Here is a 15,102-nt window from a genome sequence, read left to right on the forward strand (position 1 = left end):
CAGGAATCGCGAAAGATTTCTTGCGTAGACGTTTGACAGCAGTAGAAAACGAAGAATTAGGAATTCCATTTGCTTGACAAAACTGAGAATCGGATAGCCCGCTCTTTCTGCAGTCCATAATGAGTCTGTACCATTCCTCATCTGTTCTGCGAGGTTGTGGTTTCTTTGGATTCGACATAACAGCTCCTTCCAAGTCGTAGTGAAATGTTCATCATTCGACTTTAAACATAGTAAAATGTACGTTATTCGAATCCATTATGAACCTAATTAATTGCGGTAGCGATCCACCTAATTTTTTCGCGCTTACCATGATCCTGGCATTTGCGTATTTTCCGTTTATTTGTATCAAAATAAAACCTCCGTGGGCGTTTTGGGCATGCCAAAAACACCTCTGATTAACGTTAGAGGTCATATTGTTGTCTTAGTGTACTGACTCGTCATCTTCAGTCGAATAAAGATTATTCTAAGCCGAGTGGTTCTAAATCCTTTACATGGAAAAAGCTGGTAGAAATATCAGCCTATGAGACTAAGGACAACCATGCCTCTTGTATATATAGTTGCGTAATTAGTATTCATGTTTGATGTCATAATTGTCCTCCTTTCTGCTCGTAAGTGAGCAAATCAATGTTTTCGTTTCCTGGATGATTGTAGCACTTGGATTGGCGAGCGGTCAATAAAAAATAGCGCCAGCCATCTTACAATGTTGTAACAATGACTGGCGCGCAAATTCAAATAAAATCTCATCCCTCCATAACATCAGGTAATGGGAATGGAATAACATTTGTTGGTTCATGTTGGCTTGCCTTCCATAATGTCAATTTAAGTTGCATGTTAAGCCAACTCTCTGCAGAAGTATTTGTAGCTTTACTAATACGCAGTGCCATCTCCGGACTTAGCGAAGTCTTTTCATTTATAAATTCAGAAAGTGCTTTTCTGCTAACACCTAACATTTTGGCCGCGTCTGTTACTGATAAATTCAAGGGTTTCATTACATCTTCTAAAAACACCGATCCTGGGTGTGTTGGTTTACGTGTCATCTTGATGCTCCTTTCTTAATGATAATCCATATAATCTACAAGATAGGCATCCTGCCCTTCAAAGTAAAATGTCATTCGCCAGTTTCCATTTACTGTAACTGACCACATTTCTTTCATATCACCTTTTAGAGGATGTAGCCGATATCCAGGCAAATTCATATCTTGTGGACTAGTACTAGCATCCAATCTATCAAGCATTCTGGCTAATTTAGGTGCATGATCAGGCTGTATTCCTTTTTTTGATCCAGTTTCAAAGAACTCTTTTAGTCCTTTATGTGTAAATGATTTTATCATAATATAATTGTACCTTGTAACGTGTCAGGTGTCAATTCCAATTCTACCCTTAATAAATATTCACATGAATCATGCCGCAAAATACTTATCAATGTCAGTAGTAATAATTCCTTTATTTCCATACTCCTCTATTGCTGATACCGGAGACAAAACAACAGTATTATCCTCTGTTGTATCAGTGGATTCACTGCTGTTAATGCAGCGCATAAAGTGAACAAGGTTCTTGCTGTAATATGACAGGATTTCAACATTTGATTGTTTTTTCTTATCATTGCAGCGCTCAACTACAACATCATTTGCTCTGCCATTTATGATTGCGTCTTTCAATTCAACTGAGTTCAGATACTTGCCATCAAGCTTATATACAGAGCACAAAGAAGCATCAAACAAAATATATTTTCCAAATTCTTCCACATAGACCTCATTAACTATATGGCATTCTCTATCATCTGAATCCGCGCTAAATAAGCCTTCATAAAATGCCTTGATTCCATTAGCTCTAAGTACCCCTGCAAAAATTATCGACATGCCGCGACAATTGGTGCATGAGCCAAACTCGTCTGCTTCTAACATTTTGGCAATTGTTCCTCTTTTCTTTTGGTTCAATACGCTCATTCCATTCTGTGTAAATAGTTCGCACATCTTAGTAAACAGCTTCCAAATAGACGAAAAAGATGAATCCTTAACTCTCTCAAAACCTCTTTTATCAAGTTCAGCAAGTACTTCAGGATTATTGAACTCATATTTATAATCTATAAGCTTCTCATCACTTGAATATTCATTGTTTGCCTTAAGAAAATCAACATTTTCTTCGGGAATTATGCTATATGATTCGCAAAAATCCGCCTCATCAGAAATTTTATCAAGTTCAAAATCAAATTTTAGTTCTTCGCTAAGCTCCATATGAATATTAAGCTTATCACCATTAAGCACCATTGCCACGTCATATGGAGTGCCACTATTGATCAGGACTACATTAGCTTCTTGATCAGTGATGTTCTTGATCTCATCAAAGTCGCCGTGTATCTGTCCAATATCCAGAAGTGAAAACTGAACAAACTCTTCGCCATCTTCCTTTTCACCAATAAATATCTCCGCCTTCGAAACCAGGAACGATCCTTTGTAAACTCCGTAAATACTTTTCTTCATGTTTTGTCTTCTCCTTGGTAGTCTAATTATTGATTTTTTCTTCGCATATCAATGTAATGCATCATCTCTAAGCTGAACACTAATAGGCTCGCAGTTATTGACCTTAAAACTTAAAGTTTCTTCTTCCGAAAGATTATTGAGAATTTTCACAATACATCTAATCACGCAATGATGAGTAACAATCGCAACTTTCTTATAGTCCTTACTAACTAATTCCTGTAAAAAGTCTCTAACTCTTTCGCAAACATCTCCATAGTTTTCGCCGCCAGGAGCCTTAACTGTAAAGCTATTTCTAAACTGCATAAACTCCGGATCTGTAAAATACTTTATATAACGAGGATCTTTTTTCACACTCTCTATGGTCAAACCTTCAAATTCGCCTAAGGATCTTTCCTGCAGCCGCTTATCTACAATTATATCTCTGTCGGTTATAGTCTTCGCTGTTTCAATTGTTCGTATCAGATTCGAAGAATACCAGGCATCTATGTTTTCAAGAATCGGGTTCCCAATGAGAGATTTCGCTTGCTGATACCCCCGCTCAGTCAAATTGCAGTCCCATCTTCCCGTATAAACAGCAGACTCACCTTTCAAAGCATTGCCCAAGCTTTCACCATGCCTGATTAATACTAATTCCATCATCATATCTCCAAAGAATATACAAGTAGCTCAATTCCTTTATAAGTGCAGCTTTCGACAAGCTTGCCACCACAATTAAGAATTACATGCTCACTGGCAGTGTTAGAAGGTTCACAAGCTATAGTAACTTCTGACATCCCTTGCTGTTTAAGCCATGCCAAAAGGCGCCTGAGCATCCACTTGGCATAGCCATGCCCTCTATCGCAAGGCCTAACCGAATAACCTATCCGGAACTTCGGATCAGCTTCGTATCTGTACTGTATCATTCCGATAAGGTGATCATCAGACTTCCTTACGCACAAAAACTGCACGGCTTGCCCTCCAATCTTGGATGAAGCATCAGCTGCTGCCCTCTGTCTGCAATTCTCAATGTACTCAAGCGGATTCTCATATTTTCTAAGAGACCCGCAACCATCCATGTGGTCTTCGCAGTCCAGAAATTCCTGTCTGTATGCGCTAATCTCATCGGCATATTTGTCCTCAGCTTCTACTAATTTAAGGTCTGCCTCAGGTCTTTTTACTCTGGTAAAAAACTCCTTGTCATCTTCATGGTGGATATAAGCGCCATTCTTAAGCTGCGTTTTCAAAGATGCTGGGTTATCCTTATGAACCGACATATAGATCTCGTCTTCCGGAATGGTCTCCCATGCCTTTTCTATAGTCAGGCGCAGGCCTTCATTGGCATATCCTTTGCCTCGGTATTCTTTTTTGATTCCATATCCTATGTGGCCGGCGCCATTGGCAAGCGCTTCGCACAGGTGATGCCTGATCCTGAAAAGTCCTACGATCGTATCGCCATCCCACAGGAAGTATTCTGTTCCGGGAACATGTCCGGGAGAAAGGTTTATTCCATTGGATTTATCTATATATCCCGGGAGAATCTTCTTTTCAAACTCTTCGTATGAGCAACCATAATCCTTATTGGTGAAGCCGTTTTCGTCCTCTGGAAGCTGAGTAATAAACTCATACTCCTTTTGCACATCTTCCATGTTTGCTTCTTTTAGATATACTTTTTTCATAGTTTTATCCTTCTTTACTAGGGGCGTTTCTTTCAAGCCTGTATGTTATCAGTGTCATTTTATCATTAACAACCTCTTCGCCGCCGAATCTTACAAATCCGCATTTTTCGTATAAGTGGCAGTTTCTCGGCTCCTGAAGTATTGTTTCAAGTATCCATTCCTTATCTAGTTCATTCTCTTTTACCGGAATAAGGTCTATTTTTCCCATTATTTTTTTCTCCCGATCACTCTGTACCAGTCAATCTTGTCAAAATCCGTCTCTGGGACGTTACAAGGAAACGGCTTAATTTCTATATCCGTATAGCCCATGGCTTCCATCTTCTCAATCACCATGTCCTTGGGAAAAGGATTATAGTGTTCCTCAAAAACTTCCTTTTGGAAAATATGGTTATCTCTTTCGAAAGTATAGATCAGATTAAAAGTAATGGAGCCATCACTATTATGATCCCAAACCTGGATCAGATTTATACGATTGCCGTCTTTGAACATAGGATTATAAAAATAGAATCTCTGATTCTCACGCTGTATCATCTCCCAATTTCGAGAATCAAAGCATAGGAAACCGCCTTGTTTTACATGAGCATCCATTTGCTCCAGAGTCTTTAGTACGTCTTCGTTCGAGACATATGCCAGAGAGTTGCCGGAACTAACAACGCAGTCAAATAACCTATCTTCCCAACAGGAAAGATCACGAAAGTCACTGCATTTTAGCTCGATACTTTTTCCTTTTTTATTTGCTTTCGTAGCACACTTAGAAAGCATAGCTTCACTTAGATCTGAACCGTATACTTCTATACCAAGATCCAGAAGCGGTAATGTTAGTCCGCCTGAACCGATGCTGACATCAAGGACAGTATCTATTTTTCTGTTTCCTAGGAATTCCTCCCAATCTTTACGTATAATCTCAGTTCGAGCATCACTTTCTATCAGATCATATATGTCTGCTCTGTCGTATAATTTCGCCATAACATCACCTCTGCTGTCAATAAATCTAATACTACTATATTGTCATAACTTATATGCCATAGGAATAAATTTAATCCCATGCTTTTCCTGTTCCTCAGATATTTTTGTAAATCCAAGACTTTTATAGAATCTCAAACCATAAGGCGAAGAATTCACAGTTATTTCAGAAATATTGTCATTATTTGATCTTATGTCGTTGCAGATATGCTCAAAAAGCATTCTTCCAATTCCTTGTCTTTGGTAATTTCTATTAACAAAAGCCAGCATTATATGCGAAAGCTTTCGCATAGTCATCACAGCAACTATTTTTCCATTATCGAAAGCTCCATACATCTTGAACTGACCTTCGATACAGCCTTTTCTAAAATCATCATTCTTAATAATATCATTTACAAAAGAATCCACACCTTCTGAAGAATAATCTGGCGCTTCAAACTCCATAAAGACACGTAGGATAAGGTCCAATGCATTGTCAATTTCATTTTCAGAAACAAGCTTAATATCCATCACACAGTTCCTCTAAATCTGCATCCTATAGAACAAACCTTCCCCTATAGGCGTTGTCTTTCTATATGGTTCGATAGTTGCTCTTCATAGGGAATACTATTATAGATTGAATAATCTCCAGCATATTTCCAGTCAGATATTATGCTCTTTTCTACGTCAGTAGTCACATGATATTCCAACATAACATTTCCTCATCAAATGTTCATCCATATCCCTTCATCATGGATCTCTGCATTTTCTACACTTCTATAAAATCTCTGAGCTTCATCATTTCGCGCCATAAGTGCTATCAACATAGATGTACCTCTATTCTTCAGCTCTTCACGAAGCTTTGTAAGCATCATCTGAGCAACCTTAAGATGCCTTTTACTTTTGAGAACACATATCCAGTCAAGGTATGCTGCATAACACTCTCCATCATTTCGGCTTGATACGATTGAAGCATCAATTCTGCCAATAACAGCGTCCCCCTCTAACGCAAGAAATGACACTGCATTAACAAATCTTTTATCTGAAAAAGAAGCTATGATTTTATCCCTATACTCATTATCAGGCTCCCAGAAATATGTATCTGGCTCTTCCTGACGTAATCTCTTTTCATAATCTATCACTTTATCAACGTAATCTCTTGTAAACTCAACTATTTCTATCATTTCTATACCTTTTAAAATACTTCTCCTGTTTTATTATCCTTTTCAAAAACACTGTCACAGTACTGATTCCACTGGATCTCATACTGCTCATGTGTAAGTAACTGCATATCTTTTGGCGTTTTGATTTCTCTTTTTACTGCTTCATTAACAAAGGGCCATACCCACTCATCGCTTTCAGATATAACAGCCTTAACTGTTTCATAGCCTCGCTCTACTGCAAGGTAAAGTCTTGTATGCCCATCCAGAGATATATAACGGTTGTTACAAGGCTTAGCCTGTATAACAATATCGCTTTTGTCATGAACGAAAGTTTTTACAGCCTCTAACTTGGTTTCATCGATAAAAAACTGTGATGGTTGTATATCTGATAGCTTTATTTCTACCAGTTGTTCCTGCTCAAATTCAGATACAGGATTATTATCAGAATCAATATATCTTGTAATATGAGGCGCATTAAAGCGGAATTCCTCGATTAAATCAACATATACTGAAGCATCCTTCCCCTTGACAATTGCTGTTATGTTGTCAATTATTTCAACTTCATAAGGCTCTCCATCTATCAGATAAGCCCCGTGTTGATTAAGAACCATCTGAGAAAACCTGGTATCATCGTATGAATCTATCCTTACAATATCTCTATTATCTGAGCTCATATTGCTTTCCTAACATCATTATTTTAAACTGCATTTTATCTATTTACACTTTACTCATAGTATATTTTTCTAACATTCTAGTATAAAAGGTATATACTCACGATTTCGCAAGCATATGCCTTATAATAACACAGTAAAAAAGGCTATTCTACTAAATTTACAAACTTTAATTCGATCAAAATGCCTCATCATTAATAGATATATGAATAGCGATGATAATCAAGACCAAAAAGAGATTTAATCAGTAAATGAGCTACATAAGTAAGTCCGGTTGGAAAACCAATCGGACTTATGATAACTTTCTCAACAATCTCCTGTTTGGAATTAACAATGTTCAATGAATAACCGCTGTCTTAGCTATTATATGCCAGTCTGGGCTTATTCTCTTGCTTTCTTCTATATAACCAGCCTGCCAAGCCTCAAATTCAGCATTATCCATCCAAACAACCTGACCATCTATGCTGATATCGTAGACTTTTCCATCTTGGTCCTTATCTTCTTCATATGGAAAATTTTTATTTAGTTCATCATCAAGCTCTCCTGTCTCATAATCGTGAAGAAGCTGCTTTGAATTAACCGATGCAATATACACATACTCATTAGTCTGATCGTTATACTGATATAGATCGTAAGGCCAGAAATCATCCTCATACATACTTCCATGAGAAAAGTCACACTTTACTATTCCGTCATCAAAATACTCCATAGTATAGTCAACCAGCAACTTCTCAAAGCATTTCTTTTCCTCATTATATGAAAATATCCATTGCGATATAGTGGATGTATGTCCGCCTTCTATTCTGATAAGAAGTTCCGGTTTTCCATCACCGGTAGCATCGCAAACAGCTACAGAATCCCGATAGGACACATCTTTTTCTTTAGCATAATCCTGTCTCCCACTACCATAACAGTACTCTCCATTTGGCATATACCCAGTAGACTCCAGAGTCTTAATAGCTTGGATAAAAATATCATTTACGCTTTCGTCTTCAGAAAAAACCGGCAGATAGTATTCGATATCTCTGCCAAGCTCAATATTCATATTCCATATCTGGTGGTCATAATTATATTCTGAAGTGATTTCCTGACCTTCAAAAGGAAGATAATTATCAGAAATAAGTTCACTTGTGTATGGTATCGTTATCCAAACTGAATTTCTATCTACATCATAAGGATTAAGAATAATAGTCACACCAATACTATCCAAATACCATATAAATCCTCTGGAATACTCATCTTCGACTATGCCATCATAATCATAAATAATGTATTCATCTATTTTACTTAATGTTGGATAAAAGCTATATTGATACTCCTTTTCCATGAGCAAAAGCTCTCTAACAAGATAATATCTTAGGGTCTCCTTGTCCGGTATCACATCAGAAATCTTGATATTCTCTCCGGTATGGACATTATAGTTGTAAGTTTCATAATATGCAGAAACACTCAACTGCCCCTCATAATCATCCTCAACAGAAAGAATGCATACATACTCAGAATCTACTCTCTGTAAATAATCTGTCCTTTCATGAACAGTCCTCTCAGGATATCCAACAACTCCAATTTCATCAGCATGCTCTATTTGCCATGTTCCATCTGCAATTTCCTTTATTTCCTTATTGAAACCATCTTCATCTTCTTTGATATAAGCTCTTTTTTCATCCGCTACTTGCGAGATTACATCAGCTAGTGCCTGAAACTGTTCTTCACTTTCTTCTGACAAATATGCAAGAGAAATGTTTTTTTCAAAAGACATTTCTCCTCCATCAACACCGCTTCCCGTAATGGTATCCTTATCCTCGTATCTGATAAACTCAGGAATACTTACCGGCTCATTTGTTGCAGCTTGAGTCGCTTTAGTTCTTTCGCCACTTATATCTACATCGCTAACTTTTACCAACGAATAATCATAATCCATATTGAATTCACTTGGGCTATTGTCAGATAAAACAAACTCTTCAACAGTTATATGCATGACTATTTCAGATTTAGAAACAATCATTTTCCCAGTATTGCCCCATTCATCCTCAAAATAGAACTTAGCCCGATCTTCATCAACATCAATATCATCAAATTGTATTTCTGCCGTTTTTTGAGAACCCGAATCAACATTTACTAACTTTCCGGAAAGATGCTTATCACTAAATTCCTCGCAGTAAAATATCATTCCGCCATTGTCATAGATTGTTTCTTCACTGATTCCGAATGTAGTCCAAAGACTTTCGTATGCATCTATAGAATTCGCGTCGTCAGTAGCTCCTTCACTCGAGCTATCAGAAACAGCTTCTTTATCCGATATTGATTCTGTGCTCCCAGCACCTTCTGTATCATTTTTATTTGAATTGGAAAAAGAGCATGCAGAAATAATAAGCATGCCTATAAGAATTACCGAAGTTACTTTTTTTCTCATTTTGACGTCCTTTAAAAATTATGTCATTCAACTAAGAGCAATCTCATTAAACTCAAGCACATACGGACTACCATTCCCCTTCAGTCCTCCAAGTCTTATTTCTCTATCTTCTTAAAAAGCCTTGCGCTCCAGAAATTCATATTGAGTTCGTCAATATAAAAATGAAATATAGCCTTCCAGTTTTTCGTAGCAGTGCTCAGAACCATATATTCTGCCTCTGCTTTGACAGCATCCTCAGCAAAACTGAAAAGCTTCTCTCCAATGCCTTGGGAGCGTTTCTTCGGAGTTACATACAATTCTTCAACTTCAAAGTATGGTGTACCCTCCGGCATAATGGATTTCATCTGCTTAGATCCACAAACTTTACCAAAAAGATACCCAACTATATCGCCATTATCCTCTGCAAAAAATATTCTATTGCCTTCAATATCTGATCTGTCATTTTGGCGATATCCGTAGCAACTGTTCTCTGCTGCCCAGTCCTCTGAAAAACGGATCAGCTTAGCCAGAACGTCTTCATTTAAATCTACTTCATGAATACGCATTATATTATCCTTTACGCTTCTATAGAATCATTAATTCTATCTATCCACTTAACATCATCTGATTCCAAGCACTGCACAAGTTTGCTGAAATTGCTTGAGCCGTCAACATGATCGTCTGTAGGCAACTTGCCGATTCTTTCTTTCATATAAGTATAATTATCAGTATCAATGCTCTTCATTACCTGATCAATCTGATCAGCTCTACCTTTGTAACCTTTAACACCTGTATATTTCTCTATAAGCGGTGCATTGACAGCCTTCGCAGGTCTTTTGATAAACTCATCAGTCCAGTGTTTAGATATAATCTGCATAGTGCATGGATTACCAAATATTATCACTTCTTCAGCAGCGTTATCGACACCATGGAAATCATTTATCTTTCGCTTAATATCTTCATATTGTTCATATGGTTTCTTTTCTGTATCACAGAATATAAGAACAATTTCATAAGATCCATTTTGGTACTTATCCTGATACCGAGCAGGAATATTACCATTTCCCGCCGCATTAACAAGGGCTATTTCATAAACATCATTCCATACCTGTAAATTGTTCAAATGTTCCAGATACTTATATTCCTCATTACCTTCACAGATAATGCAGATTTTATGTTTGTCCGATATATCAGGAAGTCTATTCGCCATCTGCAACTGCTTCCTTCACATTTCCCTTTATACTTAACAGAGAATTTATCAGTTCAGGATCAGGCAGCGCCGCAAAAGCTCCTTTTCGGTACTTTTCTATTATGTCAGATGTATCTCTCACACCATTTTCTGCGGTAAAGTCAGACAATGAATAAACGTAAACGCCCTTTTCATCCTTATCAACAAACCATATCTGTTCCTTTCTGAAAAGGCGTTTGCAATCCATAAGGTTAATATCATGTACTGTGAAGATCATCTGAGCATCAGTATTGAGCTCATTATTAAACATGGCGACGGTGGCTCTTGTAAGTTTAAAATGAATACTGCTATCCAGCTCATCTACTACCAAGATTCGTCCCTGCTCAAGCGCTTCAATAACATAACTTGCCATTGCTGCTATCTTTTTAGTTCCTGTAGAATCAAATAACATACTTGGAACCTGAACGCCCTTATATGTAGAAACCAGTCTGATCTGATCCATTACACTATCTGGAACATCCAGCACTTTTTCCTCAGGCTTTTCATCAGCGTCACCAGACGAAAGCTTTACATTCCCCATTTCCACATATTCAAAATTGTCCATGTAAAGATCTGCATTTTTAATAAAATCAACAACTTTCTGCTGTAGCTGATTCTTGTTTTTCATAAGGTCGATGGTATGCTCCATAGGGATATTATTCATATTGATAACATCTATCTTTTCAGCAAAACCAACCAGAACTTCCTTCATCTCATTGAGTGCCTTAAATTTTGTAGAATCAATAAGGTGGAAAATAACATTATTCTTTGCAACAACAGGCATCATTGTCAAAAGCTCTGTATCTATGCACTCATATTCTTCATTGAGCGTATCGCGTTTCAGCCAGCACACTTCTTTTTCGTTATTGTACTGATCTTTCAACACCTCTATAAATGATTCAAAGACGTAAGCCTCTTTCTTGACATCGTACTTGAAATCATACGAGAACTTTCTTCCACCGGATAAAAAAGTGACTCCAAGTTCACAGATATCGTTGTCTGTAAAAATATTTGACATAAGGCCATTTTTCTTATTCAGTAAAACACTTTTTATAGCTTTAATACACCTTATAAGGCAGGTTTTTCCTGCATTATTAGGTCCGTAGATTCCAGCTGTCTTAAGGACATTAAAGTTATTTTCTTTATGTACATTTGAGGCAAATTTTTTATTACGCATATCAGCTTTCATTGAGAAAGCAATCTGTTCATCAAATGCGAAGCAGTTTTTTGCCCTAATCTCTATAATCATAGCCGTTCCTCCATTAAGGATTTTCCTATTGTTCACTATAATTATAGCATCACAATATTTTTCGTGCAAATATTTTACACATAAAATATTTTACGTTTTAATCTTTCTCTATTGCCCCGGATACCTGAGAAAATAGTAATCATTTCCTTCCAGATACTCCGTCTTGATAAAGCCATGCTTTTTATAAAACTCTTCTGCTCTATAATTATCTCTATGGCATCCGAGAGCTATAGGTCTTACACCAAATTCCTTGTATATCTGTGTAATCACTTTTTCTAAGACTTCGCCACCAATGCCCTTGTTTCGGTAGTTCTTACTTATAACAAAAACCATCAATCGGTAAAAGGGTTGTTCTTGCATTTGTGGTGGATCAGTTTCCCATCTAAGCGCTTCGCCAAGTAATATATAACCAGAACAGACACCATCTACCATAATAATATAGGTATGTCCTATGCAATTATGCGCGATTCCGTATTCGGTTATTTCCATTATTTCATCTATGCCAGAAACAAAATCGGATGGAATATCTTCTCTGTCTACATGACATGCTTCCGCGTAATTATCACGGGTCAACTCTATAAAATCTATCATCATAATTTATAATATTATCCTTCTACCAATAATCGAGCTAAAGATATCTGATTCTTCCTTGCATACAAAGCCGCCTTATACAGTCCCAGACACTGATTAGATGGTACTTCCACGACACAGATATTAGGCTCTCCTTCAACTTCAGCAATTTTCTTATGTTCTTTTCCCATGATCAGAACAATGAGCTCATCTTCATCAACCTGTATTTCCCACACAGGTTGATCTGTATCTAGACCAGCTTTAGCTAAAAGATATTTTGCATCACTCCTGATTTCAGATGCATATGAAGCCTGCTTGTCTGTTGGTTCATCTTTGTACCGATTTGAAAAGTCTTTGAGTCTATCATCTAGTTTTGAAAAGTCTACTCCGACTTTCTTGTATGACCATCACCAAAGAAAGCCGTCATATCTATGGTCGTATCAATAAAAGAATCAAAGTCGCTTGCCTGATCAAGTCTACTCTTAAACAATTCTTCAAAAGTAGTCTTGTCCTTTTCGCCTATGATAAAAGCTGGATGTTCCAATAATGCTGTATATAAAAAATGCAGATCTTCCATAATACTTTAAAGCACTCCTTATCTCTACAAGCAAAAATAAAAGGCACACACTTACTAAAGTGTAAGCATATGCCTTATGATATCATAGCGAGCCTTCATGCACAAAGCCTGTCTCTTTGCAGTATTTTTCAACGGCGTTACTAAGATAAACTAGAACATTTTCTCTTTTCTTTTATAAATAAACCAGCGGAACTCCGTGATTGGAAATGCGTGGTTCCAAGGTCTTAAGATCTTTAATTGGTGATGCATGATACCAGTTCATGAACTTGTTTCTCCGCTTCCAAAATTATCATCCAAGTGCTAGTAAAAATACTTATTGTATATTATATATACTTTAGAATCTCTTCAATATGTTTCACATTCTTGCTGCCCACAATTACATGGTCAGAGCCACTTAACGCAAACTCAAGTAGCTCTTTTACCGAATGATTCTTTAAGGCATCTCCCATGGCAAATGGCATACTGGCTACGGTTTCAAATCCCAATCTGTGGCAATCTTCTGCCAATGTTACTTTCTCGCCTGCAACCATCTGGCTCACAGTGCTCTGAAGATATGGGCAATCAATGTTATACTCAAAGATCACATACTTAAGACTGCTTTTCTCTTTTCCGGCAATATCTGCTCTTCTTTTTATTTCTTCCAATTCAAAATGCCATTTTGTTTCCAACGGCTCTTTTCCCATATATTCTAAAGCAATGCCATAGGATCTTATTTTTCCTTCTCTCACCTTATCTTCATACCAGAAAAAGAGATTTTCCATCTGGTCATAGAACTCTGTTTCGGACATCCCTGCTCTTGAAATCTCCGGGATATGGATATAATGAATATCAATTGTTTCAAGTCACAGATTCTGAAGGCTCTTTTCAAGTGCTATTTCAAAAAACGTAGGGTTCAATGTCTGATACAGGCCATCATACTGATAGAAATCTTCCTCTGTAATTCCTTGCGGTTTCAATATATTTTCAAGGTACATCTTTGGGTTAATTCGTTCTGTAATATCTCCAAAAAGAAGTCCCGCTTTTGATGTAATACAAAAATCTTCTCTGCGTAAAGCACATGATTCAATAAGTGCTCGCAGTGCTATGCCCTCATCCTTTTCAGAAAGCATGCCTCGGTAATTTATAGCTCCGTCTATTGTATTGATACCATGTTGCAACGCATATTCTATAGCACCTCGATACTGCTTTGACACTGTATCTGTAACGTCTCCCAAATGAGTGCCCAGCGTCAAACGCGACATAGCCACATTCGAATAACCTTTTATCATATCTGCCCCCTCAACATTTCTTTTCTCCCAATTTAGCAGTGCAGCGTCTGTCGATAAGACAGGATAAGTTAGGAGTCTAAAACATGCATGCAACAATCCAGCAATTATACTACAATTATTATAAAAGTATTTCATATAACCACAGGAGGTTAATGATGAAAACAATCATAAAAAACGAAATGAAAGTTGCATTCTGGCGCAAATTCTTCGCCCTTCTCGGATCACTTCTTTGGGTGGGATTTAGCGTATTTATGATTGTCTTAGACGTCAGGGATGGAGATATATCCGGCACAATAATAGAGGCCATTATACTTTTATTACTCGGCCTTTTATTTGTAAAACTGAGTATTGAGTATATTTTATTTAATTTGATATGTGTTCCCATGCTGAGTCCTGAATATAGGAGCAAAGATCTTGGCAGGATGCTTAAAAATGAGACTTTTGCCCCCGTGTCATCCGGCTATTCCTTAGACAGCTCCGATAATAAGGTGGTAAAAGAGAGTCAGAACTGGATCGACATAGAAGGCTATCTTTATAACAAAGCTCTTATCGCTGCTATAGCCAAAGATACGAAAGAGCCTAGAACATTGCTTATATCCTATATTGACGGCTGTACCGATATGCACACCTCAAAGAATCCTGAAAAAAGAGATCTCGCCTATGATTCACTCAGAAAGCTTGGTTTCAAGGATATTAGCGAATATCAACTTGATCCCAAATTTGAAGACCTTGATGAGATGTTCTTTGATATCTTTGACCGCGCTGCTAATGAAAAAATGTTCTATGAGCTTACTGCAGACGGTTTGAGCTTTTGGGATATGAGAAAGTTATGGGATGATGAAATTGGCAGAAATAAATAACATTGAAATTCTTTAAAAGCACTGACATCTGCATATATATTTATTTA

General features: G+C 37.2%; 21 protein-coding genes. 1 reads left to right on the forward strand and 20 read right to left on the reverse strand.

Translation table 11 applies throughout. From position 1 onward, the window contains the following. From tnpA to BMX21_RS06820, 20 genes are all read right to left on the reverse strand, one after another. Window positions 1-178, reverse strand: a 178-nt coding sequence (tnpA, locus tag BMX21_RS20175) for an IS66 family insertion sequence element accessory protein TnpA (protein ID WP_442857322.1), incomplete at its 3' end; no start/stop codon positions are given. A 562-nt stretch (window positions 179-740) separates the two neighbouring features. Continuing rightward, on the reverse strand, window positions 741-1,037 hold the full coding sequence (locus BMX21_RS06730; protein WP_092042637.1) for a HigA family addiction module antitoxin: 297 nt from the start codon (window positions 1,035-1,037) through the stop codon (window positions 741-743). 15 nt (window positions 1,038-1,052) lie between these two features. Continuing rightward, entirely contained in the window at window positions 1,053-1,331 is a 279-nt protein-coding gene (locus BMX21_RS06735; RefSeq protein ID WP_022752804.1) for a type II toxin-antitoxin system RelE/ParE family toxin, read from the reverse strand. A 69-nt stretch (window positions 1,332-1,400) separates the two neighbouring features. Beyond that, a complete protein-coding gene (locus tag BMX21_RS06740) occupies window positions 1,401-2,480 on the reverse strand; it encodes a transglutaminase-like domain-containing protein (protein WP_092042640.1) in 1,080 nt (359 codons plus the stop codon). 48 nt (window positions 2,481-2,528) lie between these two features. Continuing rightward, the gene (locus tag BMX21_RS06745) at window positions 2,529-3,116 is read right to left on the reverse strand and encodes a histidine phosphatase family protein (protein WP_177173956.1); all 588 of its coding nucleotides are present in this window, start codon (window positions 3,114-3,116) and stop codon (window positions 2,529-2,531) included. 2 nt (window positions 3,117-3,118) lie between these two features. After that, window positions 3,119-4,135, reverse strand: coding sequence for a GNAT family N-acetyltransferase (locus BMX21_RS06750; protein ID WP_092042645.1), 1,017 nt, complete (start codon window positions 4,133-4,135; stop codon window positions 3,119-3,121). Window positions 4,136-4,139: 4 nt separating this feature from the next. Continuing rightward, a complete protein-coding gene (locus tag BMX21_RS06755; RefSeq protein WP_092042648.1) occupies window positions 4,140-4,343 on the reverse strand; it encodes a hypothetical protein in 204 nt (67 codons plus the stop codon). Then, on the reverse strand, window positions 4,343-5,101 hold the full coding sequence (locus tag BMX21_RS06760) for a class I SAM-dependent methyltransferase (RefSeq protein WP_092042650.1): 759 nt from the start codon (window positions 5,099-5,101) through the stop codon (window positions 4,343-4,345). The genes BMX21_RS06755 and BMX21_RS06760 overlap by 1 nt, the downstream gene beginning before the upstream one ends. A 42-nt stretch (window positions 5,102-5,143) precedes the next feature. After that, entirely contained in the window at window positions 5,144-5,608 is a 465-nt protein-coding gene (locus tag BMX21_RS06765) for a GNAT family N-acetyltransferase (protein WP_092042652.1), read from the reverse strand. A 194-nt stretch (window positions 5,609-5,802) separates the two neighbouring features. Beyond that, window positions 5,803-6,261 (reverse strand): GNAT family N-acetyltransferase, encoded by a 459-nt coding sequence (locus tag BMX21_RS06770; RefSeq protein WP_027215659.1) that lies wholly within the window; start codon window positions 6,259-6,261, stop codon window positions 5,803-5,805. Window positions 6,262-6,272: 11 nt separating this feature from the next. Further along, window positions 6,273-6,914, reverse strand: coding sequence for a hypothetical protein (locus BMX21_RS06775; protein ID WP_092042654.1), 642 nt, complete (start codon window positions 6,912-6,914; stop codon window positions 6,273-6,275). A gap of 334 nt (window positions 6,915-7,248) precedes the next feature. Then, window positions 7,249-9,324, reverse strand: coding sequence for a hypothetical protein (locus tag BMX21_RS06780; protein ID WP_092042656.1), 2,076 nt, complete (start codon window positions 9,322-9,324; stop codon window positions 7,249-7,251). A 95-nt stretch (window positions 9,325-9,419) separates the two neighbouring features. Beyond that, window positions 9,420-9,869 (reverse strand): GNAT family N-acetyltransferase, encoded by a 450-nt coding sequence (locus BMX21_RS06785; RefSeq protein WP_092042658.1) that lies wholly within the window; start codon window positions 9,867-9,869, stop codon window positions 9,420-9,422. Between the two features lie 11 nt (window positions 9,870-9,880). After that, window positions 9,881-10,513, reverse strand: coding sequence for a hypothetical protein (locus BMX21_RS06790; RefSeq protein ID WP_092042660.1), 633 nt, complete (start codon window positions 10,511-10,513; stop codon window positions 9,881-9,883). Continuing rightward, on the reverse strand, window positions 10,503-11,780 hold the full coding sequence (locus tag BMX21_RS06795) for an AAA family ATPase (RefSeq protein WP_092042662.1): 1,278 nt from the start codon (window positions 11,778-11,780) through the stop codon (window positions 10,503-10,505). The genes BMX21_RS06790 and BMX21_RS06795 overlap by 11 nt, the downstream gene beginning before the upstream one ends. Window positions 11,781-11,888: 108 nt before the next feature. Then, a complete protein-coding gene (locus BMX21_RS06800; RefSeq protein WP_092042665.1) occupies window positions 11,889-12,374 on the reverse strand; it encodes a GNAT family N-acetyltransferase in 486 nt (161 codons plus the stop codon). 11 nt (window positions 12,375-12,385) lie between these two features. Next, window positions 12,386-12,586 (reverse strand): hypothetical protein, encoded by a 201-nt coding sequence (locus BMX21_RS06805; RefSeq protein ID WP_092042667.1) that lies wholly within the window; start codon window positions 12,584-12,586, stop codon window positions 12,386-12,388. Window positions 12,587-12,732: 146 nt separating this feature from the next. Then, window positions 12,733-12,927 (reverse strand): hypothetical protein, encoded by a 195-nt coding sequence (locus tag BMX21_RS06810; protein WP_092042670.1) that lies wholly within the window; start codon window positions 12,925-12,927, stop codon window positions 12,733-12,735. Between the two features lie 323 nt (window positions 12,928-13,250). Further along, a complete protein-coding gene (locus BMX21_RS06815) occupies window positions 13,251-13,688 on the reverse strand; it encodes an aldo-keto reductase family protein (RefSeq protein ID WP_177173957.1) in 438 nt (145 codons plus the stop codon). An 81-nt stretch (window positions 13,689-13,769) separates the two neighbouring features. Then, a complete protein-coding gene (locus tag BMX21_RS06820) occupies window positions 13,770-14,195 on the reverse strand; it encodes an aldo/keto reductase (RefSeq protein WP_092042674.1) in 426 nt (141 codons plus the stop codon). Window positions 14,196-14,278: 83 nt separating this feature from the next. On the opposite strand from BMX21_RS06820, the gene BMX21_RS06825 reads away from it, so the two are divergent. Then, window positions 14,279-15,055 carry a hypothetical protein gene (locus BMX21_RS06825; protein ID WP_177173958.1) on the forward strand — a complete coding sequence of 259 codons (777 nt, stop codon included), beginning with the start codon at window positions 14,279-14,281 and terminating at the stop codon, window positions 15,053-15,055. The last annotated feature ends 47 nt before the right edge of the window (window positions 15,056-15,102 follow it).

The organism is Butyrivibrio sp. TB, from assembly GCF_900110805.1.
GTDB lineage: Bacteria > Bacillota > Clostridia > Lachnospirales > Lachnospiraceae > Butyrivibrio > Butyrivibrio fibrisolvens_C.